An 18374-nucleotide genomic window follows, 5' to 3' on the forward strand; every position below is an offset into this window, starting at 1 on the left:
TAATGCTCGACCTCACACCCAAGACCCACATCAATCGTACGGGCGCGCTCATCAACCCCTGCAAGACCTGTCAGCCCGTGGGCGCGCTGTTTGCCGCCCTTGGCGTGCGCAACTGCATGCCTTACAGCCACGGGTCGCAAGGGTGCGTATCCTATCACCGCACCTATCTGAGCCGCCATTTCAAGGAACCGGCCATCGCCTGCACAAGCTCCTTCACCGAAGGCGCGTGCGTGTTCGGCGGCGGCCCCAACATCCGCCAGGGCGCCAAGAACGTCTTTGACGTGTACGATCCAGACATCATTGCCGTGCACACCACCTGCCTTTCCGAAACCATCGGCGACGACCTCAATACCTATATTGAGGAAATGGACATCCCCGACGGCAAGCTTGTGGTGCACTGCAACACGCCAAGCTACGTGGGTTCGCACGTCACGGGTTTTGCCAACATGATGGCGGGCTTCATCAAGTATCTGGCCGCCAGGGGCACGGGCACGGAGACGGTGGGAGTGTTCCCCGGATTTGTGAACCCCGGCGACATCCGCGAATACAAGCACATGCTCAAGCGCATGAAGATCAGAAACATCATGTTCCCCGACTGCTCCAACGTTATGGACGCCCCCATGACCGGCGAATACAAGATGTATCCTGACGGCGGCACCACCATTGATGAAATCCGCGCGCTGGGTTCCTGCCGCAAGGTGGTGGCCCTGGGCCGCCTCACCAGCGAGGAGCCGGCCAGCCAGCTCAAGCGCAAGTGCGGCGTGGACTACGACCTGCTGCCCCTGCCCCTCGGCCTGGCGGACACCGACACCTTCATCATGGCTCTGGCCTCGCTCAACGGCGGCGAGGTGGACTCCTACCTTGAGGAAGAGCGCGGCCGCCTGCTGGATCTCATGCTGGACGCCAACCCCTACTTCTACGGCAAAAAAGTGGCTGTGTACGGCGATCCGGACACGGTGCTCGGTCTGGCCCGTTTCTGCCTCGAACTGGGCATGATTCCAAGCTACGTGCTCACGGGCACGCCCGGCGAAGCCTTTGTGAGGCTGGCCGGAGCCCTGTTCAAGGAATACGGCAAGGAATCGCAGTGCCAGGCCTTTGCCGCCAAGGACCTCTTTGATCTGCACCAGTTCATCAAGAATGAACCCGTGGATCTTCTGCTGGGCAACTCGCACGGCAAGCAGATAGCCAAGGCCGAAAACATCCCTCTGGTGCGGGCGGGCTTTCCCGTGCTCGACCGCTACGGGCACGGCTCCCAAGCCATCGTGGGCTACCGTGGGGCCTTCAATCTGGCCGCCAAAATCGCGGACGCCCTTATGGACGAATACGACCGCCACTGCGCGGATGAAGATCTGGAACTTGTTATGTAGGGCCGCAAGGCCGCAATCGGGCGGGGCCGTGACGGCCCCGCCCCGCGAGGGGGTTCCCCATGTCTGCTGAAATACTTGAAGAACGTCGCCAATCCATCCACACCAAGGAAGAAAAGGGCGCGAAAAACACGAAGGGGAACAGTGGCGGCTGCGGCGGCAACGGCATGCGTTGCGACACGGCCAGCGTAGCCGGGGCCGTGAGCCAGAGGGCCTGCGTATACTGCGGCGCGCGCGTGGTGCTCAACCCCATTACCGACGCCTTTCATATCGTGCACGGCCCCATCGGCTGCGCCAGCTATACCTGGGACATTCGCGGCAGTCTGACCAGCGGGTCTGAACTGTACCGCAACAGTTTTTCCACTGACCTTCAGGAAAAGGACATCGTCTTCGGCGGCGCGGAAAAGCTCGCCGCCGCCATTGACGAAGCCGTGGCCAACTACGCGCCCAAACTCATTTTTGTATACGCCACCTGCATCGTGGGCGTTATAGGCGACGATATTGAGGCCGTGTGCAGCCAGGCCGAAAAAAAGCATGGCATCCGCGTTATCGCGGTCAAGGCTCCGGGTTTTTCGGGTACCAAGTCCACAGGCTACCGCATGGCCTGCAACGCCCTCATGCAGCTCATGCTGCCGCACGCGGGCCAGCCCAAGGTACAGGGCGTCAACATCCTTGGCGATTACAACCTGGCCGGGGAAATGTGGATCATCAAAAACTACCTGCGCGCCATGGGCATTCCCGTTGTCGCCGCCATCACCGGCGACGCGGCCTATGAGGCGCTTATCAAGGCTCCGGCTGCCCAGCTCAATATCGTGCAGTGCGCAGGTTCCATGATGTACCTCGCCCGCCGCATGGAAGATGAACTGGGCGTGCCCTGGATGCGCGCCAGCTTCTTCGGCGTTGAAGACACCTCAACGGCCCTGCGGCAGGTGGCCGAGCGCCTGGGCAACGCGCAGGCCCTGCACCACGCAGAGGCCATTATCGGCAAGCGCGCCGTTGAAGCCACGGATTTTCTTGACCGCTACAAGCCCCACTTTGTGGGCAAAAAGGCCGCCATCTTTGTGGGCGGCGGCTTCAAGGCCATTTCGCTCATCCGTCAGTTCAACGAAATGGGCATCGAGACCGTGCTTGTGGGCACCCAGACCGGCAAGCCCGAAGATTATGAAATCATCGCGGGCCTGGTGAATCCCGGCACCGTCATTCTGGACGACGCCAACCCGGCGGAACTGGAAGCTTTCATGAAGGAAAAGGGCGCGGACATTCTGGTGGGCGGCGTCAAGGAGCGCCCGCTGGCGTACAAACTGGGCATCGCCTTCTGCGACCACAACCACGAGCGCAAGCACGCTCTGGGCGGTTTTGAAGGCGTGGAGAACTTCACCCGCGAGGTGAACCTCTCCCTCAGCAGCCCCGTTTGGAAACACACGCGAGGGGCCGATTCCTACGCGGCCACGGCCGCCATACAGGCAGACCTGGTGCGCCAGGCCCTGTCAGCCACCCCCGCATAGCCAATCGGCAATGTCTGGCAGCAATGCCAGGCGACAATGCCAAGCCGCATTGCCAAGCCGTACAGCCCTGACGTGCAGCAAAACCGCGCCGCTTCCGCCCGCGTAAACAAGGAGACCACGATGAGCGCCAACCTGGTAAACCTGAACACCAACCCCTGCAAGATGTGCATGCCCCTGGGCGCGGCCACCGCTTTTTACGGCATCAGAAAGTGCATGACCATTCTGCACGGTTCGCAGGGGTGCAGCACCTATATACGGCGGCACATGGCCACCCACTACAATGAACCCGTGGATATCGCCTCCTCCTCCCTGACAGAAGAGGGTACGGTGTTCGGCGGCGCAAAAAACCTCATCAAGGGGCTGGAAAACCTCATCCGGCTGTATCAGCCAGAGGTCATAGGCGTGGCCACCACCTGCCTGGCCGAAACCATTGGCGAGGACGTGCCCGCCATCATCAGGGATTTTTATGAAAGCCACCCGGACGTGAAGGCCGCCATCATATCCGTGCCCTCGCCCGGCTACGGCGGTTCGCAGTACGAAGGATTTTTTCGCGCGCTGCACGCCGTGGTGCGCCAGGTTTCAATGAACCCCGCGCCCAACGGCCGCGTCAACATCATCACCGGGCATCTTTCCGCCGCCGACACGCGGGCGCTCAAGGCCCTGCTGGACGCAAGCGATCTCGGCTACGTGCTGCTGCCCGACCTTTCGCAGAATCTGGACGGCGGTCATGAGGAAACCTACAACCGCCTGCCCCAGCACGGCACGACCCTTGAAGACATCGCCCTCATGGCCGGAGCGCGCATAACGCTGGAACTGGCCCCCTTCTGCCCTGAAGAATACTCCCCCGGCGCATACCTGCGCGAAGCTTACGGCGTGCCCCTGCTGCGCATGGGTCTGCCGGTGGGCCTGAATCTTACCGACGCCTTTGTGTCCACCCTTGAAGCCCTGGGCGGGCATATCCCCGCCAGCGTGCGGGAAGACCGCGCCCGGCACCTGGACGCCATGATAGACGCCCACAAGTACAATGCCCAATGCCGCGCCGCCATCTTTGGTGAGCCGGACATGGCCCACGCCCTTACGCGCGCCTGCTGTGAAAACGGCGTGACGCTGCTGGTCGTGGCCACGGGCGCGCGCTGCTCCGGTCTGGATGCGGCCCTGCGCCCGTCCTTGACCAGGGCCGCTGAAACCCAGTTTGTGGACGGCTTCGACATTCTGGATTTTGCCGATTTTACGGCCATTGAAAACGCCCTGCTGCGCCACGACGTGAACCTCATGATAGGCAATGGCGATGGCCGCCGCATTGAGGAGCGCCGCCACATCCCCCTGCTGCGCTACGGCTTTCCCATTCACGACAGGATGGGCGGCCAGCGCACGCGCCTTCTTTTGTACGACGGGGCGACCTCATTGATGGAGGCCACCGCCAACGCCATGCTGGCGCGTACAGAGGTCAGCTTTCGCGAAGAACTGTTCCACAAGTACTACAGGGATGAAGAGGAAAACACCGCCAGCGCCCCCGCCTGTGGCCCCTCCTGTGGCCCCGTCAGCGCCCCAACCAGCGCCCCCTCCTGTGGCCCTTCCTGTAGCCAGGTGGATCCGCAGGCCGTGCCGCACACGGCACGGCCTGCGCCATCGCCTGCTGTTCCCAGCGTCAGCGAGCGCACGGCGTCCCACCCCTGCTTTAGCTGCGGCGCCTGCGCCACGTCCGCCCGGCTGCACCTGCCCATTGCTCCCCTGTGCAACCTGAGCTGCAACTACTGCCTGCGCAGGTACGACTGCGCTAACGAAAGCCGCCCTGGCGTGACCACCGCCGTGCTTTCGCCCGAACAGGCCTTCGCGCGCTTCATCGAGGTGCGGCGCGACATGCCCAATCTTACCGTGGTGGGCATAGCCGGGCCTGGCGACTCCCTTGCCAATGCCGAGGCCACCTTTCGCACGCTGGAAATGATCCGTGCAGAAGATCCGGCCATCACTTTCTGCATGTCCACCAACGGCCTGGCCCTGCCCCAGTATGTCGAAGACATGAAGCGCGTGGGCGTGAGCCACGCCACCGTGACCATCAATGCCGTGGACCCTGCCATCGGGGCGCGCATCTACCGCTACGCCGAATTCAACGGCACGCGGTACACGGGCGAAACCGCCGCTGCCCTGCTTCTGGCAAACCAGCTGGCGGGCCTGCGGGCGCTCACGGCGGCAGGCATTGTCTGCAAGGTCAACACGGTGCTGCTCAAGGGCATCAACGACCACCATATCCCCGCAGTTGTGGAGACCGTGCGCGACCTTGGCGCGCATATGACCAACATCATGCAGCTTATTCCCGTCAAGGGCAGCGCCTTTGAACACATGCCCCTCGTGAGCAACAGGGAACTTACGGACATGCGCAAGCGCTGCGAGCCTACCCTCAAGCAGATGTACCACTGCAAGCAGTGCCGGGCTGACGCCATTGGCCTGCTGGGTGACGACCGCTCCATAGACTACCGGCCCGTCAAAATTGACGCGGGGCTTGACGCGGGGCTTGTCACGGTTCCTGCCCCAGTCCCGGCCCCTGCGGCAGCCCATGCGGCAGATCATGCGGCGGCCCCGACAGCGGCTCCAGTGGCGGATCCAGCAGCCAGCCCCGCGCCCATTGCCCGGCGCATACGCATTGCTGTGGCTTCCAAGACGGGCGGCACCGTGGACCAGCACTTTGGCCAGACAGACCAGTTCTTCATCTATGAAAGCGACGGACGGCAAGCCAGCTTTGTGGAAACGCGCAGCGTGTCCCGCTACTGCAAGGGCATGGATGACTGCGGCGAAAAGACGGAGCGTATGGACGGCATCCTGGCCGCCGTGCAGGACTGCGAAGGCGTGGTGGCCCTGCGCATCGGCGCAAGCCCACTGGAAAAACTGCAAAACAGGGGCATCAGCGTATTTACACGTTACGAGAAGGTAGACAAGGCCGTTAATGAGGCAGCCAGGGCCCTTTGCGGCTGAGTTCATCCTTCTCGCGACGCGGCCCGAGGCTTGGCGGGCCGCGTCGCCCTCAGGGGCACTACCAGCCAAAGGCAGGCATGCCACATGCATACGTTTCAACTGCTGGACACCACGCTCAGCCTCTTCAGCACTGCCATGGGCCCAGGTTCGAACCGCCGCAGGCCCCGGCTTTCGCGCGAGGAATTTACCCCCTGGGCCGTGAAATGGTTGGCGCTTTTACAGGACATGGGCTTTTTTGTGGAAATCCCGCCCGACCTGCCGGAATCGCTCCATGCCGACGCGGCCACCGTGCATATCGCGCCCACCATACCCACCGTGCCTACCGTGAGACAGGGCACGTTTTATGCCAATCAGTACGAACCGCTGCCAGATGCCGACGCTGGCGGCGAATACATAACAGACACCCCGGGAATGGACGCGGGCATGACTTCAGACGGTCAGGCATCCTGGCTGCGTCTGCGTGGCTGCGACTACGCCCTCCCCTACACGGAATGCGGCTTCTTTGACAGGCTCATGCCCCTGCGCGACGTGCTGGAATTCTGCCCAGGCGATCAGGCGGGCTGCGCCACCGCTCTGGCGGTTTTATGGCTTTTGCGTGGCGGCAGGCGGGTGGCGGGCAGCATAGGCGGGGCAGCCCTGCACGGGGCATCCTCTGGCCCGGCGCTGGAAGAAGTGGCCCTGTGCCTTGAAAATCATGAGGCGCCTACGGGCCTGCGCAACCTGCACCGCCTGCCCGAGGCAGCGGCCCTGCTGCACAAGGTGGGCTTTACCGTCTCACCCCACAAGCCTGTGCTGGGCAGCCAGATATTCGCCGTGGAATCGGGCATTCATGTGGACGGCATTGCCAAAAATCCCGCCCTTTATGAAGCCTATGCGCCCGAAAGCGTCGGGCTTGAACGCAGCATTGTGGTGGGCAAGCACTCCGGCAGGGCCGCCCTGCGCCTCAAGGCCGCCCAGTTGGGCATTGATCTGCCCGAAGCGCGCGAAGGCCGCCTGCTGGCTGTTGTGCAAAAAATGGCCGTGCGCCAGCAGCACAGCCTCAACGACAGGCAGTTTGCCACGCTCTGCGAGTCCATCGCCCTGCCCCTCGGCAGAAAACAGCGTGCCGTCACTGCGGGCGCGCCCACCGCAACTGCCGCGACCGCCGCAAAGGGCGCAAAAGGCGCAACAGCCCAGCCGGAGAAAAGGCATGGCTGACATCATCCTTGTGGACACCACGCTGCGGGACGGAGAGCAGGCCCCCGGCTTCGCGTTTTCGCGCGGTCTCAAGGTGCGTCTGGCGGCTCTGCTGGACGCTGCGGGCGTGGGCCAGATAGAGGCTGGCATCCCGGCCATGGGGCCTGGCGAAAGAAAAACCCTGTGCAAGATTATGGACGTCTGCTTTCAGGCCCGCGTTTCAACCTGGAACCGGCTTTGCGAGGCTGACATCAAAAACTCCCTTGCCTGCGCGCCGCATGTCATCCACGTATGCTGCCCTCTTTCTGACCGGCAGATATTCTGCAAGCTCAGGAGCGACAGGGACAAGGTCATGGCCGCCCTGCGCCGGTGCATTGAACTGGCCGCTTCCGGCGGGGCCGAGGTCAGCGTGGGTTTTGAGGACGTATCGCACGTTACGGCCCAACAACTGGCGCAGGCGGCAGCCGCGGCAGCCCAGGCCGGGGCCCGGCGCATACGCCTCAGCGATACGGTAGGCAGATACACGCCGGATGCCGTGGCCAAGGCCGTGCGCCTTGTGCTCCGGCAGGGGCTGGAGGCCGAGATACACGCTCACAATGACTTTGGCATGGCTGTGGCCAATTCGCTCATGGCCGCATGCGCGGGAGCGCGCTATGTGGACACCACCCTGTGGGGCATTGGCGAAAGGGCGGGAAACTGCGGCATGGGGGCATTTACGGCGGCTCTGGACCGCCTTGAACATCACATCTGTGCAGTCAGTGGTCAGGGCGCGGCCCACCTTGAAAAAAAGGCCGCTCCCTTTATTCCGCGCGCTCTTCTCGAAGCGTGGAATGTGCCCGCCGCCCGCGCGGCGCGGTGCGCATTTCCCGCTTCATGAAGAACGCGTTGTACCTGAAACCGGTTCCGCCCAAACGGAGCCCTGCCAGTGAGGCTCATATGGAATGCACTTGCATTGCCCTTCTGGAAGACGATCAGGAATGCCTGACCACGACCAAAAAGTGTACACGGCTTGCGGTATGGCAACGGCCCCCCGCCGGACACGGCGGCGAATCCGGCCCGCCTCCCCCCGGGCATGGCGGCGAAACCGGCCGGCCTCCCGCAGGCGCGTGGCGGCGGCTGAAAATCATCCCCTTCACTCTTGCAGGCTGTTATGAGCTGGTGGAAATGCGCCACCGGCTGAGGATGATCAAACAGCACCTGCCCCAGGGGGCCGTCATCGCCGGAACCGCCATTTCTGGCCTGGCCTACAGCGAACTGAATCATATGGGCTTCTGCCTGTGTGAACTGGAACGCTTCAGCCCCGAAATTCTTGACGCCCTGGCGGCAGAAGTGGCGGCCTCTGCCGAGCCCGTCGCGCAGGTCCCGGCAGAGCCGGTGGCTGGCGACAGTCCTGGGGCGTACACAATCAATCTTGTGGAGGTGCAGATGGCGCACCCTGAAGTTTCCTCCAAAAAAGCCCTGCGTCCTTTTCTGGCGGCAACGCCCTTTGTGGAGCTTGAGATCATCTGCTCCCACATGCCGCCCTGGCTGGAAGGGCATATGAAGGACCACAATCTGACCTGCTCCCGTTCGCGGACGCAGGATGGCCGCCTGCGCCTGCGCATTTCGCACGCCCTGTGCGATGCCGGGCGCAACAGCGCCGCTGGAGAAAGATCATGAGCATGGCCACAAGGCTTGAACCCGTCATGACGCCCTATGGCTGCATGCACAATGTGCATGTCCTTTCCCGCTGGGAGAATGGCGCGCCACGCGCCTGCCGCTGCCTTGCGGCGGACATGGCCCCCACGCCCCAGGGCTGGCTCATGCCCCTGTATGATGTCTCGGACATACGTCGCGGCTGCGAGAGCAGCTTTACCCTTTACCCCAACGGCATGTGGCGCAGCCTGGAGCTGCAGAACCAGACGCCCGTGGCCACGCCCCTGGGCCTCTTGCCCGCCGAATGGCTGTCCTGGCATCCCGGCGGCGCGCTCAAGCGCATTCTGACCCGCAAGGGCAGGCTGAGCGGCTACTGGACGGAAAAGGACGAAGCAGCGCTGGCCCCGAACCTTACCCTGCTTCTGCCTCCTGGCCGTTTTACGGGCAAGGTGCAGGGTCTGCGCTTTTATCCCGGCGGACAGTGCGCCAGCGTCACGCTCTGGCCGGGCGAAGTATGGAACATCTCCACCCCTGTGGGGCCGCTGCCCATACGGTATGGTTGCGCGTTTTATGAGGACGGTTCCGTGAAGAACTGCGAACCGGCCTGGCCGGTCAGCGTTCCCACGGCTCTGGGGGACATCCGCGCCTTTGACCCGGAGGCTCAGGGCGTTTGCGGCGACGTCAACTCACTGAAGTTCGCCCGACCCGAAACGCTTGAGGCACACCCCGATGCCGACGGGCTTTCTGACATGGCAGACGCGTGCGAGGCGTTCGCGCCGGGGCAGGCACAGGGCAATGCCAGCCCGGTACTGGCCCTCAGCACGGTCAACGCGGCGCTGCACTGCACCAGTGAAGGCCGTACGCTGATTGTACATCCCCGTACGGAAACAGATCAGCTGACAGGCCTGGGCACAGTCATTGTGCCCTTGCGCCTCGGCTTTGGCCCTGACGGTCTGCTCACTATTGACGATGGTCTTGAAGAATATGCGTTTGCAGTGGAGGAGGTGCGGGTTCGGCCCCATATTAGCCTGCCGGACATGCGCGCCATACCGACAGGCGACCCTGCCGATGCCCGGCGGTAGAATGGCCTTGAGGACGACGCGAATGCCTGCTTTTACGCCTGCCCGCGCGCCAGCGCGACTACATCAAACCCTTCCGGGGTCAGATATACTGCCAGTCCTCCTCAGGCTCTTCAACCTCATACTGCCTGAGGTACGTGCGCAGGCGCGACGACCCGCTGGCTGCTATATTATTCCAGTTGAGGCGGCTTGAAGAATTTTCACAATCCAGCTCATACACAAAGCTTACGCGCACAGCCAGGGAGTTTGCCTGCGTCTCGCGCATGTACCCCAGTTTTTGGCCTAAAAATACATAGGGCAGATCGTTGAACGAATCCGACGCCGCGATCATGTACAGCAGAATATCCGGCTCGCCCGATATGCTCTTGATTTCCGGCTCATCGGGAATCCACAGGCATGCGCCGCTGGCTGAAATGTTGACGATGGGCGTTCCGGAAACCGCCGCGCAACGGTGCTCTTGCAGCAGGTTTTTCAGGTCGCAGCCATACTCCGGCGTTCTGGGCACACGCAATGCTCCGGACATCCGGCAGTAGCCTTCGTCCCAGTCTATTCGCTTGTCGCGGCGCATGCGTCTGACAACGCATTTGCTGGCCAGAAGCAGATGCAGCTGACTGACCTCGCCCCGAGAGTTCTTGCTTACGCCGAGTACCCGGCCCTCACCCTTGTAGCCCAGTCTTTCAAAGCCATTTTTGGGGTCTTTTCTGTCCAGGCAGAAAAAGAACTCGCACACATACTGGTGGATCTTGCAACGTCGGGACAGTTCCTCCGCCTGCACCACCACCAGCGTTACCTCTCTGCCGGAGACATTGCGCAAGCGACCGTAAAGGTACACGTCCCTAAGTTTGCCTTTCCAGGGTATACAGCAGAGCACTTTGACAAAAGCCCTGCGTCTTTGGGCTGTTGCAAAAGCTTCATGATTGTCCGCGCTCCAGATACAGCAGGTATCGTCTATCGCTAACCGCATGGCTGACCGAGCTTTTTTGTTTATGCGTTGCATAACCACCAGAACAACATTCTATACGTTATCATAGCCGTATTTGGTGCGGCATATATCCCCGTAGCCATGCCGTGATGATTGCTGATCGCTAACGGCAGGCTCACAACATTTCCTTTTCTGATTGATCATCCAACAGCGTTAAAAACAGCATTTCACATTGCGCAAGCATCAGGCTGCAACATGGTCACATACGCCAACATGTGAGCGCGCATAAACGCATTTTACCTTTGAAAAAAGTTAAACGCTCTCACGCTGCGCAAAAGTGCAGCGCCGCGACATCGCGTGGATTCTGCCAAAAATCGCTTCCTTTGGCAGAATGGCACATTGAACTATGAAGTATCTCAGCGTTATTCTGATCTGGAAATATACATTCTTAAATACTGCAGCGCGCGGTTACTGCGCGCTGCCATGCGGCCAGAACACGCTTGCGCCTAAACGGCGAGCGCGTGCCGCTGCCAGAACCTTGCCCATGCAAAGCGGATATACTGCGCCTGCAGCAGCGTTCTGATCAAAGCCCATACCCATGCGCAACGTCAAAACGCCGACTTTTTTCTTTATGGCAACCATCTAATAATACAAAAAACACTCTGACGTCTAAATTTATGACAGGCTCTATAATACTCAAAAACACTTTGCACGTACTTACGAAAAACTTGTCACATAAAAGACAGGCAGTAAAATTGATACTGCTCTGAATCACCCTGCATTTTGCGTGTTCTTTGTTTAATTTTTAATGCCAACATCAATTTACGTCAATGATAAAACATCACGCCTCTCATTTGTCAATCCAATCAGACCTCTGAACACAAAACCAGTTCCTCCTGTATTTTCTCTGATACAGTATTTCGGATTTCCGGCTTTGGGGCCGCAGGCATGATCTACGAGAACCACGCGTGAATCATGACTTTTTTCCTTAATCCCCTCTATCAATACAAAAATAAGTGATCGCATAGACGCAGAAAATGCGATTAAAAATAATTATCAAATTTATATGCCTATTTTTTAAATCATTGCGCGGCAACATGCGCATTTTCACATAATTATCCAGCTAAAAGCAGTATTGCCGCCATATTGAAAATTTTAATGTGGTGCAGTGAGACTGTACAAACAACGCACTTCAAAAATCTTCGCACTCCCCGTGCAACAGCAAAACATTGCAGGCCTGACGATGGTTTACAACCTTTGTACAAGTACATATATAGACCATTCTACCAATTTATCGAAAGACAAAATTGTTTGACTTAAAATGGATGATACCTTTATCATTTTTTTAAATAGTTTTTCCGAGACTATTTTACCATAGCATTACCTATTTTATGCATGCTACGGTTCCATTTTAAGCAGAAATTTCATCACTTATGGTTAAAAATAGACATATCCAAAAGCGGTTATATATTTATATATTAATTAACTTGTGCGAAAGCGCAGTTTATGCCCGCTCTTGCTACGCCCTTTGTTTCAGAAAGAAATTTCACCTCGCATTTCTGCTCCCCCTTGGGAGGCTCCGGGCTGCCGCCACGGCAGGGCCGCACGCCGGAGTTACTTTGCCCTGCCAAACATCACTCCTCAGGGAGTATCCATATAGCATACAAAAGTGTTTGACTTTATGGGGGAGACGCCTTGAGCGCTTCTGGTCAGAACACTTTTGCCGAAGAAAGCACTCACGCCACGAAACAGTGACGTAAGATCAGGAGCAACAATGATGGACAATAATTTTTTTGACTATTCACTTGCGATGGAGCGCATAAAATCTGTCACAGGGTGCAAGACGCAGCAAGATTTGGCAAAATTTCTTGGTGTGTCGCAGTCATGCATTTCTGACGCCAAGAAGCGCATGGCAATACCTGCGGAATGGCTGCTAAAGCTGCTGAAAAAGCAGGGGATCAATCCGGACTGGGTACGCAGCGGCATGGGAGCCCAATACCTGCACCCCAGCGAGGACAACGTAAATATCCTGCCAAACAGCATGCCCAAGCCATCATCAAGCTGTTTAATGCAAGAATTCTTTTTTGCGCTTGTTAGAAGAGCGATGGACGGCAAAAAGCTGACGTAGTTTAAGGCCGTTGCGTGCTGTTACAGCATGCTGCTCTTCCCGGTCGGGCAATTTGACCGTGTGGAGCAGCACGCCGCAGCAAGGATTCAACCGCTGGCAGGCGCACGCCTGCTGGCGGTTTTTTTATGCAGCCGGGCTTTTGGCCCGGCTGCGCGCTTGCGGCCCGCACGGCAGGCAATTACACCGTACGGGGAAAAACCTTCCCTATCTTGAGCATTTTTCCAAACTCGCGCGCAGGCATGGGCCTGGCGTAATAGAAACCCTGCGCACTGTAGCACCCATGCCGCATAAGGATATTCGCCTGTTCTTCAGTCTCCACGCCTTCACAGATGGCGCTCATGCCCAGTTGCCTAGTCAGTGTGATCATGTTGCCCAATACAATCTGCGCCCTTTCCCCCGAAATGTTCCGCTTCAAGAAGCTTCGGTCGAACTTTATGACGTCAGCGGCAAAAAGCTGCAGCAGACCGAGAGATGAGTAGCCTGAGCCAAAGTCGTCAATGGTTGTTCTGAAGCCAAGACTCTTCAACTGCCGGATCTGTATGTTGGCCGCTTCGGGATTACGCAGCATGGTGCTTTCGGTTATTTCCACTTCCAGCAGACCGTGCGCAATGTTGTACCGTGACGCAATCTCAACGAGCTTGCGGCTGAATTCCGGCCGCTCCAAATGCTGGCTGGAAAAATTGCACGACACGGTGGAAACGTCGATGCCGGATTTTTGCCAGTGTCGCAGGGCGTTGCACACCTGCTCGAAAATGCAGAAATCAACCTGCAGCACATCCCCGCTGCGCTCAAAAAGCGGCATGAACACTCCGGGCAAAAGCAGCCCGCGTGTAGGATGATACCAGCGCACCAGGGCTTCGCTGCCGATAATGGCGTTGGTGAGCATGTCAACCTTGGGCTGAAACCAGACCTGCAGCTCGCCCTTTTCCAGCGCGGCGCAGATGCCGCCCTCCAGATCCTGATGCAGCAGCGAAACCTTGCGCATGCTTTCGTCATACACCACCAGGCGGCTCTTGCCCTGGCGCTTGGCCGCCTGCAAGGCGTATCCCGCCAAGTCCAGCGCCTGCTGGATGTCGTGGACGCTCTCGCTGTCCCCTTCAAAAATATAAACGCCGCAGTGTATGTCTATCCTGCCGGGCAGATTGCTTGCTGCCCGCCATTGCTCCATTATGCCAATAATGTGCCGCACACGCGATTTCAGGGCATCCAGTCCGTCATACTGCACAAGGGCTGCGAACTGGTCGGCAAAGCACCTTGCGCAGATTTCTGAATCTGTAAGGTTGGATTGCAGGGCCGCGCCACATGTTTGCAGCAGCTTGTCCCCTGTGGCGAAGCCGAACTTGTCATTGATTATTTTAAACTTGCTTATATCAAACTGAATAATGGCGTGCGCGTGCCCGCTCTCCTCCTCGAGGTGAGCGGCGCATTCTTCCTTGAATTTTTCAAGGGTGCTCAAGCCCGTGAGCGAATCGCAGTTCAAGATGCCCTGGACCTTGGTCTTGATTTTCTTCTGGCTGGCGCAATAGCAGCCCGCAAACAGAATGCCGGCGGTCAAACCGAGCACGGCCACCTCTTTGCGGGAAAAAAACCCGCCTGCCATAATTCTCTGGCCAATGTCCTCCATTGTGCTGCCGTCGCTTCCAAGCACAGCGTCGAGCCTTGCGGAAAATCCGGTAAGCGACGCCCCGCCGCCGCCCAAAAAGCTCTTGGCCCAGCGGGAATAAGCGCCAGCCGCGCCCATCCAGCGATCCGCAGGGGCACGGCAACGCTGGCCAAGCCACCAGTCATCAGATACGGGGAACAGGTCTTCTTCAAAGGCATGAAGCGGCCCCTGATCACCACCTGAAAAAGCCGGTTCACGACTGGGCGTAAATCTTATCCCGCCAGCGACCCCGCGTGCGTCTTCATCCGGCAGACCTTCCCCCTCAGCCGCCGTGGGCTGCCCACTGCGGCCTGAAGACGCTTCAGAAGAGCGCGACTCAAAATCCCCCCAGCCAGCAGCATGGGCTTCAGCCCCGGATATGGCTCCCACAAAAGCGCCCGACGCAACGGCGGCCAGGTCAGCAAGAACCATGTCGCCTGACACGGAAGAAAATGTTGTCCTGCCCTCATCCTCGGCAACGACAAGAACCGGGGCGCAAGCTAGTAAACACAAAGCGCCCAGCACTGGTAAAATGTACTTCATCTGGCTTCCCGCGATATTTCGGACTGATGCATTGCCCACAGTCAGATACTGTCGCCTTTGCCCAACCAAAACTTGCACATATTCTTTTGTAAAAGGGTTGCTTTTATATGCGCCATGGCAAGGCGTGGCGAATGCAGATCTATTCAGCAATCTTTGCGCGCCCCCCTGTTTTAGAGCCCAAACAGGGGGAAAATTTATTCCACCACCATAGCTAGTATAAATAACTCAAAAAAGTAAACCAGTTCTGCCTGGCGATAAAATCATCTTAGTTATCGACCCCATTATGTGTTGACATCATTTAATGCAGTACTTTATTTTTATATACGAGCCTTTACTCAAGAATAAAATCTGGACAAAACTGACGCTGCAAGCGCATGAACATATCTACGGCATCCTTTTCGTAATCTGCCCAGGCTGTTTTTGCATACTGCGCGCAGCGGCGGTAGTCAGTGCGGAGCGCCATTGAGCATTGCGCCCAGGGCTGTGCGTTTCTACGGCCAGGCCGCCCCAATGGCGCGTAACCGCGCAGGCAGCCTGCTGCGCGGCGTTGGCGTGCATGCGCGTCTTACTGATGGCGGCAATGGGCACAGGGCACACTTGGCATTATTGACAAACGGTCTTTTTTCGCGGCTTCCTGCGCTGTAAAGGCTGAGGCTTTTACAACGCGGCTGCCCTGCCCCCACGGCGACGTCATAAGGGGCAGGCTGGTCCTGCGGTCAAATCCTGAAGTTGCGCCAAAGCCTTTGCGGCTGGCGTCTGCCAAGGCAACCGCGCGGGCGTGCACGATAAAAAATCTCTGAACAAGGGCGGCGCCATGCCTGTCGCCCCCCATTACAGCACTGCAAGAATTGTTGTCGCGTAGTACCAGCGGAGAAACAGCCCATGCCTCAAGACCCCACTACTCATTTCTCTGTGCGCGATGGCGATTCGCAGGCGGAAGAAGTCATAAACTACGTGCAGGCGGTACTGAGCCGCAGCACCGTGGAATGTGTCGGCATACCGGACGCCATCCGCGACCTTCCCGGCATTGAACAGCTGAGTTCACTGCTCTTCGGCATACGCCACATGACAAACGCCCTGAGCCGGGGAGAGCTGGAGTACAGCTGTTCCGAGAGGGGCTACGTCATCGGTTCGCTGAAATCCCTTCAGGCGGATTTACGACACCTGACATGGCAGGCGCGCTGCATCGCCAGGGGCGACTATCAACACCGCGTGAATTTTCTTGGCGACTTTTCCACAGCCTTCAACACCATGGCCGAAGAGTTGGACAAAAGCGTTTCCAGGCTTACCACCCAGTCGACCGAGTACAAGGAGATGTCCAACCGTGACGCGCTGACGGGCCTGCTGAACCGCCGGGCGTTCACCAATCTGGCTCTCGATGCTCTGCAGGCGCATGCGGAAAAGGGCTCGCAGGCCGTTATCATCATGATGGATCTTGATTCATTTAAAAGAATCAACGACACATGGGGCCATGCCTGCGGCGATGAAGTGCTGCGCCATACGGCCCGTCTCCTGCAATCACGGCTGCGCAAGGATGACCTTTGCTGTAGGTACGGCGGCGAGGAGTTTATCCTGCTGCTGCCGCATACTGGCATACAGCAGGGAATTCACGTGGCCGAACAGTTGCGGCAGAGCCTCTGCCAGACCGGCGTTGTTTACGAGGGGCATAAGGTGAACGTGACGGCCAGCTTTGGCGTGAAGAGCGTCAACCTGGACAATCGACATAAAAACCTGAACGCTACTTTTGATAACGCGGTGAAGCTGGTGGACAAAAACCTGTATGCCGCCAAAAAGAGCGGCAGAAACAAGGTCGTCAGCAATGAAAAGCCCTTTGTCAAAGCCTGAGCTGGCCCCCTTCACCTGGCTGGCGGAGTACGCGCGCGCCAGAGCAGCTTCACGGTAAAATTGCCCTGCCACTGCGGCAGCGGACGCTGACCGTGAAGAAGCAAACGCCGTTTATCTGAGCTGTTACACGCCAAAGCGGGCATTCCCAATACTTGGGAATGCCCGCTTTGGCGTGAGCGCTAATAACCTTTAAATCTTAACTTTGGAATGCTGGACAATTCCATTTGTCATTCTGCCCAAAATTGCGACCTTCGGCAGAACAAACGTCACGTTGTGGCGCGCTGCATTCGCAAGCAGCGTTAGAGCACAGTAAGAATTTTAGGGGATGGGGGCGTGCGGGAGGAAACCCTTGTGCAAAAGGCCTCTGCCCCACAAGACTCTTTAAAATTAAAATGCTCTAGTCTGCCCCTGCGGCAGCGAGCGCTTTTTCAAGGCAGTCAGCGGCATAGTCCAGATCCTCGCGGGTATGGGCGGCCATGACCGTGAGCCGCAACCGCGCCATCCCCTTGGGCACCGTAGGATACCGTATGCACGGGGCAAAAACCCCCAGGGCCAGCAAGGCCTCGGCGGCGCGGGCGGCCCTTTCCTCATCCCCTACCATGATGGGAATAATGGGACTTTGCCCGTGGACGCCCAAACCTCTCCGGGCAAGACTTTGCGCAAACCAGGCCACATTGTCCTGAAGCTGGCGCACCAGTTCGGGGTGCGCGGCTATATACTCGATGCCCGCCGCAGCCGTGGCTGCAGTGGAGGGCGAAGGGGCCGTGGTGAAAATGAAGGAGCGGGCCGTATTGCGGATCAGGTCGCAAAGGCTTGCACTGCCGCAGACAAAGCCGCCCTCACTGGGCACTGCCTTGCTGAGCGTCCCCGTGACGACGGGCACGTCTTCGTGACTCAGGCCGAAGTGTTCCAGCGAGCCGCGCCCCGTGGCCCCCAGCACGCCTGTGGCGTGCGCGTCGTCAACCATAAGCGTCAGGCCATATTCCCTGGCTATGGCTGCCAGATCTGGCAGGCGTGCGATGTCTCCGTCCATGCTGAATACGCTGTCGGTGACAATAAAGCCCTGCCGGGGCCGAAAATGGCGCACCTTCTTCAGCAGGTCGTCCAAGTCGTTATGCGCGTAAACTGCGGTGAGCCCTCGCGCCAGGCGGCAGCCGTCAATGATGCTGGCATGGTTCAGCGCATCGCTGAAAATCACGGTATCCTTGTGGCACAGGGCGCTGATGACGCCCACATTGGCCGTATACCCGCTGGTAAAAGCCAGGGCGGCCTCACTGCCCTTGAATTGGGCCAGCGCGGCCTCAAGACGCATGTGCGGCGTCATGTTGCCGGTCACAAGGCGCGAGCCGCCGGAGCCCACGCCGAACTCCTCTATGGCGCGTACGGCCTCACGGCAGATGTGGCCGTTGGTGTTAAGCCCAAGATAGCTGTTGGACGAAAAAAGCAGCACGCGCTGGCCGTCAATGACCACTTCCCTGCCCTGTGACGTTGAAAGGGTGCGCAGCACCCGGTACAGGTGGGCGGCCTTGATCACGCTGATACGTGAGGCAAAGTTGTCGTCCATG

At 58.8% G+C, this 18374-nt stretch carries 12 protein-coding genes; 9 read left to right on the top strand and 3 right to left on the bottom strand.

The genetic code is table 11. The annotated features are described in order from the left end of the window. Nucleotides 1-2 precede the first annotated feature (2 nt). The 7 genes from BCS36_RS05180 to BCS36_RS05210 all read left to right on the top strand — a co-directional run bounded on the left by BCS36_RS05180 (nucleotide 3) and on the right by BCS36_RS05210 (nucleotide 9732). Nucleotides 3-1367, top strand: a complete 1365-nt coding sequence (locus tag BCS36_RS05180; RefSeq protein WP_291301847.1) for a nitrogenase component 1 — start codon at nucleotides 3-5, stop codon at nucleotides 1365-1367. Between the two features lie 59 nt (nucleotides 1368-1426). Further along, a complete protein-coding gene (gene nifE / locus BCS36_RS05185; protein ID WP_291301848.1) occupies nucleotides 1427-2869 on the top strand; it encodes a nitrogenase iron-molybdenum cofactor biosynthesis protein NifE in 1443 nt (480 codons plus the stop codon). A 36-nt stretch (nucleotides 2870-2905) separates the two neighbouring features. Next, nucleotides 2906-5839 carry a nitrogenase cofactor biosynthesis protein NifB gene (gene nifB / locus BCS36_RS05190; protein WP_291301849.1) on the top strand — a complete coding sequence of 978 codons (2934 nt, stop codon included), beginning with the start codon at nucleotides 2906-2908 and terminating at the stop codon, nucleotides 5837-5839. An 84-nt stretch (nucleotides 5840-5923) separates the two neighbouring features. Next, nucleotides 5924-7036: a hypothetical protein gene (locus BCS36_RS05195; RefSeq protein ID WP_291301850.1), complete on the top strand. Its 1113-nt coding sequence runs from the start codon at nucleotides 5924-5926 to the stop codon at nucleotides 7034-7036. Beyond that, entirely contained in the window at nucleotides 7029-7892 is an 864-nt protein-coding gene (locus BCS36_RS05200; RefSeq protein WP_291301851.1) for a hypothetical protein, read from the top strand. The genes BCS36_RS05195 and BCS36_RS05200 overlap by 8 nt, the downstream gene beginning before the upstream one ends. 59 nt (nucleotides 7893-7951) lie before the next feature. After that, the gene (locus BCS36_RS05205) at nucleotides 7952-8674 is read left to right on the top strand and encodes a Fe-only nitrogenase accessory AnfO family protein (protein ID WP_291301852.1); all 723 of its coding nucleotides are present in this window, start codon (nucleotides 7952-7954) and stop codon (nucleotides 8672-8674) included. Further along, nucleotides 8671-9732: a hypothetical protein gene (locus tag BCS36_RS05210; protein ID WP_291301853.1), complete on the top strand. Its 1062-nt coding sequence runs from the start codon at nucleotides 8671-8673 to the stop codon at nucleotides 9730-9732. Before BCS36_RS05205 ends, BCS36_RS05210 begins: the two co-directional genes overlap by 4 nt. Before the next feature lie 79 nt (nucleotides 9733-9811). Here BCS36_RS05210 and BCS36_RS05215 read toward each other — a convergent pair whose 3' ends face one another. After that, nucleotides 9812-10693, bottom strand: a complete 882-nt coding sequence (locus BCS36_RS05215; protein WP_291301854.1) for a hypothetical protein — start codon at nucleotides 10691-10693, stop codon at nucleotides 9812-9814. A gap of 1732 nt (nucleotides 10694-12425) precedes the next feature. Here BCS36_RS05215 and BCS36_RS05220 point away from each other — a divergent pair. Then, nucleotides 12426-12779, top strand: a complete 354-nt coding sequence (locus tag BCS36_RS05220) for a helix-turn-helix domain-containing protein (RefSeq protein WP_291301855.1) — start codon at nucleotides 12426-12428, stop codon at nucleotides 12777-12779. A gap of 178 nt (nucleotides 12780-12957) precedes the next feature. On the opposite strand, the gene BCS36_RS05225 is transcribed toward BCS36_RS05220, so the two are convergent. Then, nucleotides 12958-14964, bottom strand: coding sequence for a bifunctional diguanylate cyclase/phosphodiesterase (locus tag BCS36_RS05225; RefSeq protein WP_291301856.1), 2007 nt, complete (start codon nucleotides 14962-14964; stop codon nucleotides 12958-12960). Between the two features lie 882 nt (nucleotides 14965-15846). Here BCS36_RS05225 and BCS36_RS05230 point away from each other — a divergent pair. Beyond that, nucleotides 15847-16809 carry a GGDEF domain-containing protein gene (locus tag BCS36_RS05230; RefSeq protein WP_291301857.1) on the top strand — a complete coding sequence of 321 codons (963 nt, stop codon included), beginning with the start codon at nucleotides 15847-15849 and terminating at the stop codon, nucleotides 16807-16809. A gap of 397 nt (nucleotides 16810-17206) precedes the next feature. On the opposite strand, the gene bioF is transcribed toward BCS36_RS05230, so the two are convergent. Then, nucleotides 17207-18373, bottom strand: coding sequence for an 8-amino-7-oxononanoate synthase (bioF, locus tag BCS36_RS05235; protein ID WP_291301858.1), 1167 nt, complete (start codon nucleotides 18371-18373; stop codon nucleotides 17207-17209). Between the last annotated feature and the right edge of the window lies 1 nt (nucleotide 18374).

The sequence above is a fragment of the Desulfovibrio sp. MES5 genome (assembly GCF_002237645.1).
Taxonomy (GTDB): domain Bacteria; phylum Desulfobacterota; class Desulfovibrionia; order Desulfovibrionales; family Desulfovibrionaceae; genus Desulfovibrio.